The organism is Chryseobacterium sp. PTM-20240506 (genome assembly GCF_048296755.1).
GTDB classification, from domain to species: Bacteria; Bacteroidota; Bacteroidia; order Flavobacteriales; family Weeksellaceae; genus Chryseobacterium; species Chryseobacterium proteolyticum.
Map to the genome: position 1 here is coordinate 2,130,920 of NZ_CP182581.1, position 18,007 is coordinate 2,148,926.

Here is an 18,007-nt window from a genome sequence, read left to right on the forward strand (position 1 = left end):
AAAAACCTATTTCAGGTAAACAACTTTATCTATCTCACTAAAATAATTATTTATAATATTTTGTTATTGCATGTTTTAGAAGAAGAATATACCGGTCATCATTGTAATAGTTTTGGTATATTTTCTCCAGCAAAGGTCGTAATTTATTAAGATCAAGATTCGATTGATGATGTTTTATTATTTTTTCAGCAATCATTTCAATTGTCTCTCCATCACTAACTTTAACACAAAAAGAATCAAGATTTAAATTTTCTTCAAATGAATTTACAACATTACTATAGATCGGTAGTATACCAACAGATAAATAGGAATTCATTTTTGTCGGAGTAGCTACATTGTTTACCTTTATATTATCTCTTAATAGAAAGCCATATTTGTATTGAGATAACTCATCATCTAATTTATTCAGCGAAACGTACTTAATAACAGCATTTTTAATTTTGTATTTCTGTAAAAGCTTTTCAGCTACAGATTTTTCACCTGTCAATAAAGTAAGAGAAGCATCCGGGTATTGATTCTCTATCACTTTAAAAACTTTTAATGTTTTATCTATGCATTGCCACGCAAACATTCCTCCAGCATAAACAAATTTTAATTTTTGATATCTACTATCCTCTGGAATTATTAAGTCATCTCTTAAATTTTTATTATAGCATGGAATAACTAGATAATTCCTGGGCACTATCTCATATTTATCTTGATAATGCTTTTGCATGGCATGAGAAACAAACAATGAAATATCACTTTGAACTAATGCTTTTTTTTCGAAAAATTCTAAATAGCGTTTCATTATAGATGACCTTAAGCTTCTGCCATGCAACAAAAAATATTCTTCAGGGCCTATCCCTTGAAACCATGTCATAATTTTACTTTGAGGATTAACTACCTTTATATGGTATGCGTCTGCAGGTGTTATTGCCACTATAAAATCAGAATCAGATGCTTTAAATATTTTTAATTTATCTTCCACAATAAAGCCTAAGCTTATAAAGGCTCTTTTTATTAATTCCGTATAGTATATTGTAGCGTCATTTCTTGTCTTTAAGGGCAGATAGAATGTAACTCTTTTTTGCATCATTTAAAGAAATTTTTAATTAATAAAAATTGGATTAGGGTATGAACTAAATAACTAAACAAGTATGCTAAAGAAATTCCTACGGCCCCTAAATTAAAAACCATAACCAGCAAATAATTCCCACATAAAAGACTGATACCCCAAATAAAATTCACCCAAAGTCCTAACCACATCTTTCCCTGGCTAGCAATAAGTTGTCCTATAACATTATTTACAGCGATAAAGCCTGTTGTTATAAACATTATTATCATCGGAACTTGAGCATCATTGTATTTATCACCATAAAACCACACAATTACAGGAGATATAATAACAAGTATTATCACTATAAAAAGCGATATATAAAGATTCAACTTTATATTTTTTTTAAATATTAATTTATAATTTCTTTTATCATCTAAGCTAGATGTAAGCATGGGTAAGGCAATTTGAGAAAGAGCCACAGGAATGAACAAAACAGTATTACGCCATTGATTAGCAATGTCAAAAATAGCCATTTCTTTAAACCCATTAACTTGGTTGACTAAAATATTATTACAAATCCAAATAACGGGACCAACCATAATTCCCGCCAAAATTGCGGGCAAACTAAAGTTCCAAATAATTTTAATTTCTTTAAAGTTATCTTTATGAAAAATCCTTATTTTATAATCTTTATAAAATAACTTTTTTAAGCTATAATAATTAAGAATAAACAAAAACACAAAATTACTTCCAAATGCTATGATTATTTCATACAGTGAGAAATAAAAGGTAGATATAATTAGTAAGATTGAAGATAATAATCCTGCAACCGTAGTGTTTATTGCGCTTTCCCTAAATTTTTCCAATCCATTAAGAATTCCACTTTGAATACCATTAATTGATGAAAAAAAAAGGATAAACGAACTCATCTTTATTTCCCTAGTTAATTGAGGAGCTGCTATTTGTGAAGCTATTATAGTTGAATTAAAATATATTAATAAAGCAATAATTAAGCTTATAGATATTGCAAAAAAGTTAGATAACCCAACAATCCTTTCTATTTTCTGCTTGTCTAGGTTTTTATACTGTGAAATATATTTTGTAGCAGTAATTCCCAGTTCTAAACCTGCAAACATGGCAAACATTAGTATGGTAGACTTAATAATACCAAATTGACCATATTCTTCTTTATTCATGATTCTAGCCATGATAATAGTAGATACCAATAAAGATAATTTTGACACAATGTTGCCAATTAAAATCCAAAAACTATTGTTAAAAATTCTTTTGTTGATTTCAGATGATTTCAAAATCAGAATTTTCTCACTAATCCAGCCCATTAATAATATTTAATTTTTCATAAATACAATAATACTTCATATATACATCATTCAATAAAATTAATCTAAGCTTCAAAGTAATATCATTTTATCATTCTTGCAAATTTCAACTTTAATAATGACTTTATTCTCATCTTATTGATATGCACTCATCTGTTATTAATATTCTAGAAGAAATATTAATGTAAAGTATAATTATAAATAATTCACAGCCGCAAATATATCCAATATTTATATATTTTATTTTTATATTGGTTAAATATATTAAGTGCAAATATTTTTATTGTGCTACTTTTTAAATTATCGTATCCCTAATAAAATGTTCTAATAATCTAAAATAGGATTACATTGTTCTCTATTTTATTTTATAAGTCAACATCAAACCACCCCGGGTAGGAATCAGCTCTCCACTTTTATTAAATTTGGTTGCTCCTTCGTACCTCTGATTATTATCTTTAAAATATCCTTTATAGAAGGATTGTGTAGTCCCTATTCCTGCATACAGATCCAAACCCCAACGATCATTAATAGTAAAATGATATCCTCCACTTATCCCAAAAATAAAAGCAATACCCTTCTGATAACGTCCCGTAACACGAAAGCTTCCATCAGGCAATACTTCAGGGTGTCCATTTTCGTCCAGTACACGCTTATCATGCCAGTAATTCCATTTTTGAAGGTTAAATGCGGCCATCGAAACGTAAGTCCCGACATACCATTTTTTCAAATTCTCTTTAAAATAATATCTTCCTTCAACGGTCCCCACATACATTTGTAAATGTCTTCCAGCAAAAGATTTCCATGGGGAAACAAACGCTTCGGCTTGTAATGAAATCTTATTTGTAATTGGCTTTTCAACGGCAATATTGTAGATACCTATCGGAGCAAAAAGAGTGTTTACTTTTACTTCTATTTGTGCATTCAGGACAGATGCCAGAAATAAGCTGCTTATAAAGCATAGTTTTTTAATCAGAGATTTCATTAGAATATAACATTTTTCTTATTAATATATTATGTTTTGAGTACTGAAAAGGTCTTGAGGAGTATATAAAGGTCATTTTTAAAGGAAAGATGATGATAGTAATCAAGGTTCATTTTTACTTTATCCGGAAATAAAATCTCATCATTATATTGTAAAGGATTTTTCTGCTGAGCAAGTATTTGTTCTTCATTCCGATATTTAATTCCTGCTTCACTGGTAAGCCCAGGTTTAAGAAGCAGAACAAAACGATTTTCTCCTTCAAGTTTATCATAATACCCGGGAATATCCGGGCGAGGTCCAACTAAAGACATATCCCCTTTTAAAATATTAATCAACTGAGGAAGTTCATCCAGTTTATATTTTCTCAGCCATAGGCCGATCCTTGATTTTCGAGATGTTTTAGGATCCAATGTTCTGAATTTGTAGACATTAAAAATTTCACCATTCAAACCTATTCGCTTCTGAACAAAGATCCCAGGGAAACCGGTATCTATAGAAGCTATAATTACTAATAAAAAAAACAGAGGTAATAAAAGAATGACAGCAAAAAAAGCTATGCTGTAGTCCATCAACATCTTCCAAATAGGGTATTTTTTCACAATCTCTGGATTCATTACAAATATATGAAATATGTCTCTAATATGAGAAAAATAAGCAAAGTGTACCGATTTATTAAAAAAATATTCACCTGGAATTTTTATACAATGACTGTGACATATTTTAGAATCAACTGTGCTTGAAAAAATCTTTTAAAACTCTAGCAATCCTTTCTTTATGCTCAATGGAAAGATTAGATCCGGAAGGTAAACAAAGCCCCGAATTAAAGAGGTTCTCAGCTGTTTGTCCTCCATAATATGGAAAGTTTGAAAAGACAGGCTGTAAATGCAAAGGCTTCCAGAGTGGTCTTGATTCTATATTATCATTAAGAAGAGCGAGACGTAAATCCTCTCTTGTTTTTCCCGTTTTTTCAGAATTTATTGTGATTGCAGATAGCCAATGATTCGAGTAGAAATCTTCATTAGGTTCTGTAAAAACATCAACTCCGTCTATATTTTCAAATAGAGCAGTATAAAAATTATGAATACCTCTTCTTGCCTGAATCCTATCATTTAGAACTTTCATTTGTCCACGTCCTATTCCTGCAATAATATTACTCATTCTATAATTATATCCTGTACTTGAATGCTGATAATGAGGAGCATCATCTCTGGCCTGTGTGGACAAAAATATCGCCTTATTCTTATCTTCTTTAGAATGGCATATCAATGTCCCTCCACCAGATGTTGTAATAATTTTATTCCCATTAAAGGATATGATACCAAATTGACCAAAGCCACCACAAGGTTTACCTTTATATCTGGATCCAAGTGATTCCGCAGCATCTTCTATCACCGGGATCTTATATTTTTCTGCAATAGATAAAATTTCATCCATTTTGGCAGGCATTCCATAAAGGTGTACAACAATAATAGCTTTGATTTTTTTTCCTTGTAAAAGCCTGTCTTTAATAGCCTCTTCCAAGGTAACAGGGCACATATTCCATGTTTCCGGTTCGCTATCAATAAAAACAGGATTGGCATTGCAATAGATAATCGGATTAGCTGACGCAACAAAAGAGAAAGTTGAGGTCAAAACATCATCCTCATTACCTACCCCTAAAAGCATAAGAGCCAAATGTATTGCTGAAGTAGCAGAATTCAGGGCACAAACTTCAATATTGCCTCCAAGAAAGCTCCTTAGATCATTTTCAAATTCATCAATATTATTGCCTATTGAGGTAACCCAGTTTTTCTGAAAAGCATCATCAATGAATTCCAATTCATTTCCTGAAAGATGAGGAGGGGAAAGCCAAATTTTATCGTGCATCGTGTGTTATTGAGAAGCAAATATAACTTTTCCTACTGAATTTTGACATTCATTTTTTCACTTATGGAAATACTGGTATTTTTTAGTAAAATAGATTTATTTTTTGATTCTGTCTCCCTGACCTTTTCCACCAACTGTGGCGAAAATATATTTTAAATAATCCGATACCGTTAGATTTTTAAGCATTTCAGCGTCTTTTTCTGCCAATTCAACCGGTGTTGACATATCAATTTCATTGATTTGAGCCAGACCTGTGATCCCAGGAAGGAAATTATAAACACCTCTTTTATCTCTCTCTTCAATCAAATCTGTTTGATTAAAAAGGTTAGGTCGAGGACCTACAAGACTCATATCCCCTTTTAAAACATTAATAAGCTGAGGAAGTTCATCCAGCTTAGACTTACGTAAAAATCCTCCGAATTTAGTTACAGAAGAGGTACTTGAAAGATGCGTTGCTACAGATTTTGTATTCACATGCATCGTTCTGAACTTCATTAATTTAAATGGCCTTTTTTGCTTCCCCACTCTTTCCTGGAAGAATATAGGAGAGCCGGTGTCAAATAAACCGATAATATACAATATTACTCCTATTGGCCATAAGAATAAAATTCCAAAAAAAGAGAACAAGAAATCAAGTACGCGTATCATTATAATAAAATGTTTAAAAGTTGATTTTAATTAAATATTAAAACTTTGAATGGTCTTTGTTAATCCCTCCTGAACTGTTACAGGCAAAGATTTAATTTTCAGCTCTGTTTTTATCTTCTGATTGGAAACGACATAAGATTCCGTAAGCTTTTTTAAGCGTTCTGAATTTAGGGGTAAATGTAATTTATCCCCCAATTTAGCCATTCCTTCAATCATTGTTTTAGATATACTCCACAACTTTGCTTTTTTATTTACTGCAGAATTAATTGTCCTGATGAGATCATTTGTCGATATAGCATCATCATCTGCGAAATTATAGATCCCTGAGGATACATTTTTATTCATGAGGATTTCATTGACAAGGAAGTTGAGGTTATCAATACTTAAAAAGGACCTCTTATTCCCAAATGCAGCTAAAGGCCATGGTAATCCTTTTTTTACCACTTTATACAATAAATTCAGATTCCCCTTATTTCCGGGACCGTGGATCATACATGGACGAATAATATATACTTTTTTCCCTTCTGGTAAAGATTGATTAAAAATATATTCTTCAGCTTCTTTCTTGGATTTCCCGTATGGAGTATAAGGGTTTGCCTCAGCTTCTTCAATTAAAACATGATCTACTCTATCTGCTACAGCTTTTACTGAGCTAAAGTAAAAAAACTCTTTAATTTCTGAGTTTAAGAATTTGTTAAATAATTCAATTGTCAGATCCCTGTTTATTTTATAATACTCCTGGTCATCAGAAGTGTTGGATGTATCATGTGCCTTCCCTGCGAGATGGATTATTGCATCACCATTCATAGGAAATTCATTTCTCCAATTTTCATTTCGGAGAGATAAGGAAGTAACATGATGATCCTTTGATTCTAAGAACGTTGAAAGGTTTTTACCTACAAACCCAGATGCACCGGTGATCGTTATATTCATACTATATTTTTTAATCTGACAAAGGATATTATTTTCCTTTGATGATATTTTCTAAATTGGATATACAACTGGACATTCTGAAATTATCCTCATAATACCTCCTGCTGTTTTCTCCTAATTGGGTAAGTACTTCTTTTGATAAACCGGAAGCCTTTAAAATGGTATTTGCAAGCGATTGATAATCTCCCGCAGAAACTGTAAACCCACAATCGGCCTCTTTAACATTATCTGCCCCTTCTCCATTCAGCATTGCAATTACAGGTTTGGAAGCACTCATGTAGGCCTGTAATTTCGCAGGCACTGTAAGGTTAAATATCGGATCATCTTTCAGAGTAACAAGCATCACATCAGCTTTATCAAAAAAACTGGACATCGCTTCTACAGGAAACCTACCCATTGTAAAAACCGTTTCCTGTAACTGGTGTTCTTCTATAAATTCTTTTACGAAAGGCATTTTCCGGCCATCTCCTACCAGTATAAATTTAATATCCTTTTTGTCTCTTAGTTCCAAAGCTGCCTTTACAATATTGTCCAGATCCTGTGCTTCTCCGATATTTCCAGCAAACATCACTTTAAATCCATCGGGTAAGGATGGAATGGGAAAATCTTTATTCCCTTCTGATATCGTATCTTCTGCCCAGTTAGGAAAATAAATGATCTTGTCATCAAAATTCCCTTTCTGATTGATTGACTTTCTGAATCCCTGGGAAGTAATCAAAATTTTCTCTGAATTCTTATAAAATCTTTTGATAACATTTTCATAATAATTCAATATCCATTTGTTTTTTACTCCACCCGCGATGGATAAACTTTCAGGCCATAGATCCATAACCCAGAAATAGACCGGTGTCTTCCATATTTTATTCATGAGAAGAGCAGGATAATACTGTGTTATTGGAGACGGTTCGTGTACAATAATAGCATCAAACTTATTATTAAGACCCATTAAAAAGGCTTTAATCGAAGCAAAAACAGCAAAACTATAATAGTTGATAAATAGCCGTATTCCACCTCCTTTCCCTCTGGGAAGAAGTAGTGATCTTATCACTTTTACACCATTAACAATTTGTTTTCTATTTTTAAAAACACCGTACCCTTCAAAGATCTTACCCTCAGGATAATTGGGAAGTCCCGTCAATACAGTAACATCGTGACCTTTCTTTTTTAGTTCAAAAGCGAGGTCATTACTTTTGAAATTTTCCGGATAAAAATACTGTGTTATTATAAGAATATTCATAAGTTTATTCTTCGCTCCAAACTACTCTCTTGATGTAATCCGTATATGAGATGATAATTCTTACTACTTTTTCAGATACATTAGGCATCGAATAATCGGCAACAGGTCTGAAATTACGTTGCTGCCCTATATTCTGTTGTTGTACCTGCACAAGCCCTTGCATAATGCGCTCCGGAGATAAGCCTACCATCATTACACTGGCTTCTTCCATAGCTTCTGGTCTTTCATGAGCCTGACGTATGTTGAGAGCTCTAAAGTTAAGAATTGAAGATTCCTCTGAAATTGTTCCTGAGTCTGATAATACAGCATAAGAACGTTTTTGAAGGGCATTATAGTCGTGAAAACCAAGCGGTTTTAAAAACTGAATTTCAGGACGAACCTCTATTTTCATCTTATCAATCATATTTCTGGTTCTTGGATGAGTAGAAACAATGATAGGATACTGATAATGTTCTGCAATGGCATTTAATGAATCTATAAGTCCTCTGAAGTTTTTTTCAGAATTAATATTTTCTTCACGATGAGAAGATACTACAAAGAATTTTCCTTCTTCAAGGTTAAGCTTTTCAAGGACATCGGAAGCATTTATTTCAGGGAGATAATGATTCAGTACCTCATACATTGGCGACCCTGTTTTAATAATTCTGTCAGCAGGTAGTCCTTCACGCAATAAATATTCTCTTGCAATATCCGAATATGTAAGATTCACATCAGCTGTGTGATCTACAATCTTACGATTGGTTTCTTCAGGTACTCTTTGATCAAAACACCTGTTCCCTGCCTCCATGTGGAAAATAGGAATGTGTCTTTTTTTTGCAGGAATTGCACACAGGCAGGAGTTCGTATCTCCAAGAACAAGGAAAGCTTCTGGTTTTAGCTCTTCCAGCAAAGGATCTATTTTAATAAGGATATTACCTATGGTCTCTGTTGCTGTTTTTCCAGCTGCTTCCAAAAAGTAATCAGGTTTCCTTAATCCCAGATCGTCAAAGAAAATCTGATTAAGTTCATAGTCATAATTCTGACCCGTATGAACGATGATATGTTCTATTGCTTCAGATGCATCCAAAGCGGATAATACTCTTGATAATCTAATAATTTCCGGTCGTGTTCCAACAACCGTCATTACTTTTAATTTTTTCATTAATTAATATTTTAAACTTCTACAAAATAGGTGTCGGCATCTTCTGGATTATATGCTTCATTAATCCAGAAAATAGTGTACAATTCTTCTTCACCAATATTCTTAATATTGTGGGTATACCATATCGGCATATCCACATATGCGGGATCCGACCCGTCCAGATAAAAATCAAGGACTTCATCAGAATCTATTTTTCTTAGCTGAATTAATGCTTTTCCTTTAATTACAGCAAAACGTTCGATTTTTCTGGTATGAAAATGATTTCCTCTTGTGATATTAGGCACTGTAGTTGAAAATGAACATTGCCCTCCTATGCCTAACCGGATGATCTCAACAAAAGCACCTCTGGGATCTGTATGTTGGGTAAACTTTACCGGGTAGTGCGTTTTATAATCAATATAAGAACGATAAGTATTAAATAAATTATGTTCAAAAGAATTCTTTAATGTAGGAATCTCACCATTCTCAAAATACAAACTTTTGAATTGATTAAGCAGCTCCAACACCTCAGATACTTTTCTGGATGCAGTAGCTTCTATAAAAAGTTCTTCGGTACTTTGTCCTGAACGGATTTCTTTAATAATACGATCAACCAGTTCCTGAACATAAATTAATTTTACCTCACCATCGTTTGCAATGTTAGGGGTTTCTCCATGGGTTAGCTGATGGCAGAAAGTAGCAATAAAAGAGTTATAATATGGCTTACCAAAAGCTCCAAAAACATTTGGAATGATCAAGCCTGTTACTTTACCATCATTTGCCTTCGCCCAATTGATAATTGCTTCCCTACCCTCACGTTTTGATTTGCCATACAAATTATCTCTTTCCTCTTGCGTTGAAGATGAGATCAGGACATGCGCCCTGGAATTTGTACGCTTTAATGAACTTACTAAATTTTGAGCTAGGGCTACATTGGTTTCATAAATCACTTGCTCACTTTCATGACGGTTCATCGCCGCTAAATGAATAATGACATCACATTTAGAAACGAAATCATCTAGCTTGTCCTGACTTTCAAAAAATTCTTTTTTAAATTCAACGCGCTCAAATTCCTCTGGAAATAATCCTAAAGTATTATATAAGTGACGACCAACAAAGCCATTTTGTCCAGTAATTCCAACTTTTCTCATTTAATTATTTTTAAAACAAATATTGGGTTATCTGTTATTAATTGTTTAAGATTATTACTTTATTTAAAATAATCTAATTCAAACCGATACTCATCTTCAATCTCCCCCAATTCATAATCAGCTAATACAAGCAGTTTGCTTTCTTCTTCCAAGCTTTGGATAGCAGTTAAACAACCAGCATGAATATGCAGATAGGTTAAGGCTTCTGAAGAAAGTATATATTTATTTATTTTCGCATTTGTTGAAGGATTGTCAAAATCATCTATTACGATAACAGATATTTCAAATTTCCCTTTCATACAAGCAAACCAACGTTGTTCAATTTTATGCCCCTGCCACCCTCTGACAAATTCAGTTGAATGATTTTCTATTGTATAAATACGTTTAATTTTCGTAGCATCAAACTCATTGTTATAGGTTATAATGCCTCTTATATCTTCGTGCCTGTTTCCTTTTAATATCATCAACTATATTTTGATAATTGTTTGAACTCTAATTTTAATTGATAAATTCTAAGGATATTGCATAACATCCTCTCCAAAAACTTCTTTCCTTATTAGCGGAAGAGTAGATATCAATTTTTTTAAACCTTCTACACCTTGTTGTTCTGTATTATGAGAATGATAGTCTTCTATTCTGGATATATCTTCTTCTCCTTCAGAGAAGTATTTCGCATAGTTCAAATCACGATTATCTGCAGGAATACGGTAAAAATCCCCCATATCTTCTGCTTTGATCATTTCCTCACGAGTGCATAGTGTTTCGTAAAGCTTTTCACCATGACGTGTCCCAATAATCTTAACAGGGACTTCTTTACCTGTCAGTTCAATTAGTGCTTTTGCTAAATCTCCAATACTACCTGCAGGAGCCTTGTTTACAAAGAGATCCCCCGGATTGGCATTTTCAAAAGCAAATAATACCAGATCTACAGCATCTTCTAAGGACATGAAAAAACGAGACATATTGGGATCTGTAATTGTTATGGGCTCTCCCTTTTGAATTTGATTTAAAAATAAAGGAATAACAGATCCTCTGGAAGCCATCACATTTCCGTAGCGTGTTAAGCAAACTGTAGTATCTTTTAAATTACGAGCTTCTGCTACTGCTACTTTCTCCATCATAGCTTTGGATATTCCCATTGCATTAATAGGGTAAGCAGCTTTATCTGTTGATAAACAAATAACCTTTAAAACTTTGTTTGCTGCAGCGGCAAGAATAACATTTTGAGTTCCTTCTACATTAGTTTTTACAGCCTGCATAGGGAAAAATTCACATGAAGGAACCTGTTTCAATGCAGCAGCGTGAAAAATATAATCCACTCCTCTTGTTGCCGGTTCTACAGAATTATAGTCTCTTACATCACCTATATAATATTTTATTTTTTCATTTTTATATAGGTTACGCATATCATCTTGTTTTTTCTCATCACGAGAAAATATACGGATTTCTTTAAAATGATCCGTTTGTAAAAATCGATTTAAAACAGCAGTTCCAAAAGATCCTGTACCGCCTGTTATTAATAATACTTTATCTTTAATTCCTTGCATTACTTTGTATAGTCGTTAATCGTTATTTCTAAATTTTCTTTTAGCATTTTTTTGTGCTCATCAATTTCTTCTTCAGTAAATCTATATTTAATAAACTTAGCTGGAGAACCTCCAACAATTGTATATGGCTCTACATCTTTTGTAACAACAGAGTAAGCAGCAATAATTGCTCCATTACCAATTTTAACACCTCTGCTTATAAAAGCACCATACCCAATCCATGCGTCATCTCCTATTATGGTCTCTAATTCTGCTTCTCTACCAGAAAAAATGATTGGTTTATTTGGATTCTTATAGTAATGATCTCCTCCAACAATCTTAACTTGAGGAGCCAGCATTGTATATCTCCCGATTTTAACTTTGGGATAGATTACACACCCTGGTCCGATGTAAGAGTATTCTCCGGCTTGCAGGTCTCCCGATATCTCTGACTTTCCCCCCATATAAAATGTTTTATGTACATTTTTGAGTCCATAAGATAATCTAAAAAATCTCATTTTTAAGTCTCTGTATAGTTGTCGGATTATCCCTTTCATTGATTTAGCTTAAAGATTTATTAATAGCTCTTTTAATTTCATTGGCCATCATTTCAGGAGTTCTATTATTGATGTAATGGTTATATGCATTTTCATTCATTTTATGAACTTGCTCCTTATTATTGATAATCCATTCCATTACATCTGCCAAGTTCTCCTGCTCTTTGTATATTATACCGTTATATTTATTTTTTATATTAAAAATTTCACCTCCCGTAATAGCGTCCTCTCTCGTTACGAATGAAGTACTATTACCCATAGAGTTTAGAACGGATAAACCTGCCTGATTAGGTGATATACATGCGATGGATTCAGCAAATATTTTAGAAAGTTCTTTAGCATCATAAATACTTCCAAACAATACAATTTTATCCGCTATGTTCTTTTCCTTAATAAATTCTATAATTTTCTCTTTTTCCGGGCCATCTCCTACAATTAATAATTTAGGGCAATCGTTCCTTTTTGTGTACAATAGATAATATGCTTCAAGTAACTCTCCTATTCCCTTCTGCGGATACAATGTTCCAACAAAAAGAAAATCTTTTTTATTGTTAACATCTGATTTAATTACATTTTCAACTTCTGTAGTATTATGAGCCACAAACAGTTTTTCTTCAGGAATTCCTGCTTTTATATATCTTTCCAACGGATAAGAACTATAAAATAGCGTAAAATCAGATTTTCTTGAAATATAGTACCTAAATTTATCCCATGTCGTTTTAGAGTCAAAACTATTTTCATATGAAGCAGTCACTCCGATTCCCCAATATCCAATCTTATATTTTCTATTTCTTCTTAAGCAAAGTAACATAAGACTAATCCATCTGAGATTAGATAATCCAATTACCACATCATATTGAGATGCAATATTGTACAAATTATCTTTATGAAGCTCAAAAGGTCCTGCTTTTTTAACGGGCAGATACATTGTTTTAAAAGAAAACTTTTTATTTTTAAATTTCTCATCAGAATAGGCAACAGTTAGGTCAAACTCTTCATTGATCAGTTCAAAAATTCTTTCTCGATAAGACCATACTTTGTTGTAAATGATTAAAACTTTGGTTTTCATATTTTTTTAATATTATTCATCGGAAAATTTAATCCGAAATGCCCTTTATTGGTTTAAAATTTAGAATTATTTAGTTGCATTATAATATGTTTTAAAAACATCTAAATCATATTGTTCAACGTCTTTTACATTTGAATATTCTTTCTGAAGTGCTGGGTATTTTTGTCTATTTAAATAAAAATACTTTTGACTATCCCACCATATTACACCACTTACTTTTTTCCCGGAAGAAACACGAGAGGTGATCATCTTATAATAATTTTTAAAAATATCGATTGGAATAAGTGACATCGCCATATTGGAGTTTCCTGAATTTCTCTTTTGCCATATAAATGGATAAACGTCTTTATTGTACTTTTTACCTACCTCTAAAGCATAATCAAGGTTAGTATATAAATAATCCCCACTTCCCACTTCTAATATTGGAGATCGGGCATTATATACTCTTGGATTAGCATTATACATATATAAAGAAGGAGCTATAATATCTACAGCGTTAAAAACCGGAGCCAGCCTCGCATTTACATCTTTCCATCCACTACTGTTTCCTTTGAAGGTTCTAACAGGTAATCCATAAAACCCCCATTTTAAATTGGGACGAAGTTTCTTAGCTGTTTCAACAGCTTTAACGAACTGCTGGATAGCCAAATTGGCACTTTTATCATCAGAACCTGAAATTGCTTTAATGGCAGGACCTTCCCAATCAATAACTGCAATCCCAGTACTTCCAGCAGATGTCTTATCATTAATATTCTTTGTAAATAATTCAACATCAAGATTACTTCCATCTGTTGTAACATCTTTTTGATAAAAGATAATTGCTTTTTCTAACCCATTCTGTTTAATGTATGTCTCCTGCAATTGATTCAGGCCGGTCATTCCTATGTATAATTTAGGTTGTTGTCCATACATTCTGTTTGAAAATACCAACAATATGATTGTTATTAAAAATAACAATGGACTGTTTAATTTTAAGTATTTTGTTGTTTGCATTGTTATAAAATTTAATTATTTCTTATAAACGTTTAATCTGGTATATTTATACTTTTCTCTTTTATTGTCTCTCCTGTACGTTTGTGATATGCATTCTTATTGAGATTGCTTCTATAACTTTTTGGTAGGTGATCTGATGACAAAATATGATATATACTGTTTGTATAAGGGAGATATTGATAACTACTCCAAATTGTTTTAAAAATAGTTAAGCCTATTAATAGATAAAGAGAGTATTTAATTTTGAAATTTGCAGATTTTATAATTATTGCTAAACAAACGGCAAAAAATAGTCCAAAATATAAAGTAATTCTAAAGCCTGTTGGAAAGATCAATAAAATCCTAAATAAATACATGTATAATAATGCAAAAAAATACAGTATATCACCATGAGGATTATTTAAAATTGCTTTTCTATAACGTAACAAAACGAAGAATAAGAAAAACATAATCAATGAACCAATAGTGAATATTGCGTTATTAGATTCCGCTACATAAACATTTAATAATTTATATGCTATTGTTGGAAACAAAGAGGCAAAATAATTTGAAAACTCATTTAAAATTTGTGGAAAAAAACCTATAATACAAGCTATAATATACCAAATTGATAAAGTAACATTTGACCGATATATCATTTTTTTCCTAAATACAACTAGTAAGGATAATAAAATTGGAGCAATTAATGAAATGTGAAATAAAAGTCCTAATAATGCAACAATAATAAATTTAACATACTTCTTATCCAGTAAATATACTGTACTCCAAACTAATATAACTGACCCACACATAAACCTTAAAGGATTATCAATCAGCATAAAAAGGAGGTTATAATTAAGCATGATCCCAATCGCTAAAAACTCACCTTTAATAAATCTTTTTATGAATTTTATAACTGAATATAAATAGAGACATTTTACAAGTCCAAGAAACAACCAAAAATCAGGTATAATATGTCGTATCAAGTATATGAGATAATAAAATCCCTGCTCATAATCTCTTCTTAAAAGGTCTTTATCTGTAGCAAAATTATATAAGTCTTCATAATGTCTCCAGTCTGTTCCAACAGTATAGCCAAAACATAAAAATATATATATCCATACAAGAAATAGCTTCTTACCCAATATATGTTTTCTATCGGGTAGATTATCCATAATGATACACAACAAGAATGTTACAATATAGAAAAGCATTATAATGTATTATATAAATTCAAAATATACTCTTTACCATAAGTGTGATTAAAGCTACTATTTTTTAGTTGGCCATTTTTATAATCATTATAAATTTTTTTAAATTCATTATATATCATACTATGATCACTAATATCTGCAAAATATTGTACATCATTTTTTTGGTAAAGATCATTTAAAACACCAACTGAAGGACTAATGCTAAATATCGGCGTATTGTGAGACATATAATCACCAACTTTAGTAGGCAGAAAAATACCTTCACCACAAGGTGCTTCAATTATTAACGCTACGTCGTACTCTTTTAAAAGTTCTAAACTCTTTTTGTATTCCACAGGAGGTAACAGATTGATTTGATTATTACCTTCCACATTTTTAATTAATTCCTTCAAATCATTATCAAATATTCCTATAAAATCAAGAGTAATATCTTTTGCACCACTTTCTGCAATGAACTTGGCAAATGCCTGAACAACAATCTTAGGATCACGCGGAGATCGAACATTTCCAGAATGAATTAATCTTAACTTCCCGTTGTTTTCTTTTTTTCCAATAATTGGCTCATATGCCAAATGAGGAATTATTACAGTCTTTGACTTATCGGGATTAAGATAGTTCAACATGTAATCTCTTAACCGTTCATTAGGGAAAATATGCTTATCTGCAAAATCCATTATAGTAATAATACCTTTGTTATAAAACGGCATCTTGGCATCTAATCCTCCACCATAAGGAACTGGATATTTAAGTGGCGGATAAGGATCATTCCATGTAGAAATCCATTTTAACCCCAGTTTCTTTTTAAGATAATATCCGATTAAAAAACTAGGCGTATCTTTTGTAATAACATAATCGTATTTTTCATTTTTAAAAAATGACTTATTATTAAAAATGACTTCATAGGCCCAGTGAGCTCCTTTAAATACTGTTCCAAACAAAAAATAAACGTATAAATGCTGAAATAGTGTTTTTAAGGTAAATTTGTTATCTACTTCTACAACAATACTTCTATTAATTTTGACATTTAAATCTTCTAAAGACTGAGTGGACGGATAATTACTCCATTTTATTTTTTTAGAAATGAGGTCGATTTCATATCCATTATTACTTAATAATTCCAGCAGCTTAATGTTAACAATAGCTTCAGGAGAATTAACCGGATATGAACTGGGTGCAATAAAAAGTACTTTCTTTGACATTATTCAAAATTTCTTAAAACATTCAATACATCTTCCACCATTGCGTTTGCTCTGGCATTAAGAGTTTTATAGCTATTTCTTATATTCTCTTGATGTTGCTGATAATTACCTTTTATATTTTGTATGTATTTATCCAGAACAGAGATTTCTTCTTCAGGATTCCAATAATAAAATCCACTAACTTCGTCACAAAGCGCTTTTAGTTTTGGATCAATTCCTAAACATATAGTTGGTATTCCCAGATTAAGAGCAAAAATTGCAGCATGATAACGAGATGTAATTAAAATATCACATTCATTTAAATACACATAAAACTCTACAAATTTGTACTTTAAGGGGTGCCAGATAATGAGATTCCTTATTCCTAAATCAGATCTTTTTTTAACCTGTTGAATTAATACATCATCTTTTGATTCAGAAAACATGAATAAATTTCTTTCGAAATCTTTTTGTTCAGGTAACCAATTAAAGATTTTGCTGTTAATGAGTTCTCCTGTATTGTTATGAGGCCAATCTCTAAGTACTACTCCAAGCTTTAGCCTGTCTTCTTTAGTGGCTTCATGATTTAATGGATATTTATTCTTGAACAAGTCCGTTAAGCATAGATCTGCTCCAAATTGCCTGTTTTTTAAATCCCATTTTTCTAAATATTGCAATGAAATACTATCTCTGCAATAAATTTTATCATACAATGCCAAGTCATTCTTAACATTAACTTCATCCTTCTCTGTACCAAAAGGTCCAAGCCCTATTCCTAAAGCCAGTTTTAATTTGATATCTTTTTTCTTTTTACCTTTTGAAGTTAAAAAGCTGATCAACAAAGATGGTTCTTTTAATAAAAGATTAAAATAAAGTTGGTATCTGGAGCTTAATGATATGTCTCTTTGTGACTTTTCAAATGAAAAGAACTGGGTTCCACCACCTAAAATATAAACATCAGCTGACTCAAAACGAGATGCTGCTAAACTTAGAAATTTGGCATTGCTGAATTGCTGTTTAATATATTTTTCCTTTTTACAAACAATCTTTGCATCTATATTTCGATTAACATGAGAAAGTAGATCCAAAGTCATTTCTAACAATAAATCATCACCTACATTCGCATCTCCATACGCTCCTTTAATTAATATGTCGATTTTTCTATTTCTCTGCAT

18 protein-coding genes are annotated in these 18,007 nt (G+C 31.8%); all 18 read right to left on the reverse strand.

Annotation, left to right across the window (positions count from 1 at the left end; translation table 11 throughout):
- Positions 1 to 46 precede the first annotated feature (46 nt).
- The gene (locus tag ACNFU2_RS09395; RefSeq protein ID WP_273649079.1) at positions 47 to 1,078 is read right to left on the reverse strand and encodes a hypothetical protein; all 1,032 of its coding nucleotides are present in this window, start codon (positions 1,076 to 1,078) and stop codon (positions 47 to 49) included.
- Positions 1,075 to 2,379: an oligosaccharide flippase family protein gene (locus ACNFU2_RS09400; RefSeq protein ID WP_273649081.1), complete on the reverse strand. Its 1,305-nt coding sequence runs from the start codon at positions 2,377 to 2,379 to the stop codon at positions 1,075 to 1,077. Before ACNFU2_RS09400 ends, ACNFU2_RS09395 begins: the two co-directional genes overlap by 4 nt.
- 355 nt (positions 2,380 to 2,734) lie before the next feature.
- A complete protein-coding gene (locus ACNFU2_RS09405; RefSeq protein WP_273649082.1) occupies positions 2,735 to 3,361 on the reverse strand; it encodes a DUF3575 domain-containing protein in 627 nt (208 codons plus the stop codon).
- Positions 3,362 to 3,390: 29 nt separating this feature from the next.
- On the reverse strand, positions 3,391 to 3,975 hold the full coding sequence (locus ACNFU2_RS09410) for a sugar transferase (RefSeq protein WP_273649083.1): 585 nt from the start codon (positions 3,973 to 3,975) through the stop codon (positions 3,391 to 3,393).
- 112 nt (positions 3,976 to 4,087) lie between these two features.
- Positions 4,088 to 5,227, reverse strand: coding sequence for a DegT/DnrJ/EryC1/StrS family aminotransferase (locus ACNFU2_RS09415; protein ID WP_273649084.1), 1,140 nt, complete (start codon positions 5,225 to 5,227; stop codon positions 4,088 to 4,090).
- A gap of 96 nt (positions 5,228 to 5,323) precedes the next feature.
- Positions 5,324 to 5,875, reverse strand: a complete 552-nt coding sequence (locus tag ACNFU2_RS09420; RefSeq protein ID WP_172280018.1) for a sugar transferase — start codon at positions 5,873 to 5,875, stop codon at positions 5,324 to 5,326.
- Positions 5,876 to 5,905: 30 nt separating this feature from the next.
- A complete protein-coding gene (locus ACNFU2_RS09425) occupies positions 5,906 to 6,808 on the reverse strand; it encodes an NAD-dependent epimerase/dehydratase family protein (protein ID WP_273649086.1) in 903 nt (300 codons plus the stop codon).
- A 28-nt stretch (positions 6,809 to 6,836) separates the two neighbouring features.
- A complete protein-coding gene (locus tag ACNFU2_RS09430) occupies positions 6,837 to 8,045 on the reverse strand; it encodes a glycosyltransferase family 4 protein (RefSeq protein ID WP_273649087.1) in 1,209 nt (402 codons plus the stop codon).
- A 4-nt stretch (positions 8,046 to 8,049) separates the two neighbouring features.
- On the reverse strand, positions 8,050 to 9,186 hold the full coding sequence (wecB, locus tag ACNFU2_RS09435; protein WP_273649089.1) for a non-hydrolyzing UDP-N-acetylglucosamine 2-epimerase: 1,137 nt from the start codon (positions 9,184 to 9,186) through the stop codon (positions 8,050 to 8,052).
- 11 nt (positions 9,187 to 9,197) lie between these two features.
- Complete coding sequence (locus tag ACNFU2_RS09440) at positions 9,198 to 10,316, reverse strand: NAD-dependent epimerase/dehydratase family protein (protein WP_273649090.1); 1,119 nt, start codon at positions 10,314 to 10,316, stop codon at positions 9,198 to 9,200.
- 59 nt (positions 10,317 to 10,375) lie between these two features.
- Positions 10,376 to 10,780 carry a WxcM-like domain-containing protein gene (locus ACNFU2_RS09445; RefSeq protein ID WP_273649092.1) on the reverse strand — a complete coding sequence of 135 codons (405 nt, stop codon included), beginning with the start codon at positions 10,778 to 10,780 and terminating at the stop codon, positions 10,376 to 10,378.
- Positions 10,781 to 10,828: 48 nt separating this feature from the next.
- Positions 10,829 to 11,863 (reverse strand): polysaccharide biosynthesis protein, encoded by a 1,035-nt coding sequence (locus ACNFU2_RS09450; protein WP_172280025.1) that lies wholly within the window; start codon positions 11,861 to 11,863, stop codon positions 10,829 to 10,831.
- Entirely contained in the window at positions 11,863 to 12,399 is a 537-nt protein-coding gene (locus tag ACNFU2_RS09455) for a CatB-related O-acetyltransferase (RefSeq protein WP_306613945.1), read from the reverse strand. The genes ACNFU2_RS09450 and ACNFU2_RS09455 overlap by 1 nt, the downstream gene beginning before the upstream one ends.
- A 4-nt stretch (positions 12,400 to 12,403) precedes the next feature.
- Positions 12,404 to 13,468, reverse strand: coding sequence for a glycosyltransferase family 4 protein (locus ACNFU2_RS09460; RefSeq protein ID WP_273649094.1), 1,065 nt, complete (start codon positions 13,466 to 13,468; stop codon positions 12,404 to 12,406).
- Between the two features lie 66 nt (positions 13,469 to 13,534).
- Complete coding sequence (locus tag ACNFU2_RS09465) at positions 13,535 to 14,461, reverse strand: hypothetical protein (RefSeq protein ID WP_172280029.1); 927 nt, start codon at positions 14,459 to 14,461, stop codon at positions 13,535 to 13,537.
- A 32-nt stretch (positions 14,462 to 14,493) separates the two neighbouring features.
- The gene (locus ACNFU2_RS09470; protein ID WP_273649096.1) at positions 14,494 to 15,615 is read right to left on the reverse strand and encodes an EpsG family protein; all 1,122 of its coding nucleotides are present in this window, start codon (positions 15,613 to 15,615) and stop codon (positions 14,494 to 14,496) included.
- 38 nt (positions 15,616 to 15,653) lie between these two features.
- Positions 15,654 to 16,853: a hypothetical protein gene (locus ACNFU2_RS09475; RefSeq protein ID WP_306613950.1), complete on the reverse strand. Its 1,200-nt coding sequence runs from the start codon at positions 16,851 to 16,853 to the stop codon at positions 15,654 to 15,656.
- Positions 16,853 to 18,007, reverse strand: coding sequence for a polysaccharide pyruvyl transferase family protein (locus ACNFU2_RS09480; protein ID WP_172280035.1), 1,155 nt, complete (start codon positions 18,005 to 18,007; stop codon positions 16,853 to 16,855). Before ACNFU2_RS09480 ends, ACNFU2_RS09475 begins: the two co-directional genes overlap by 1 nt.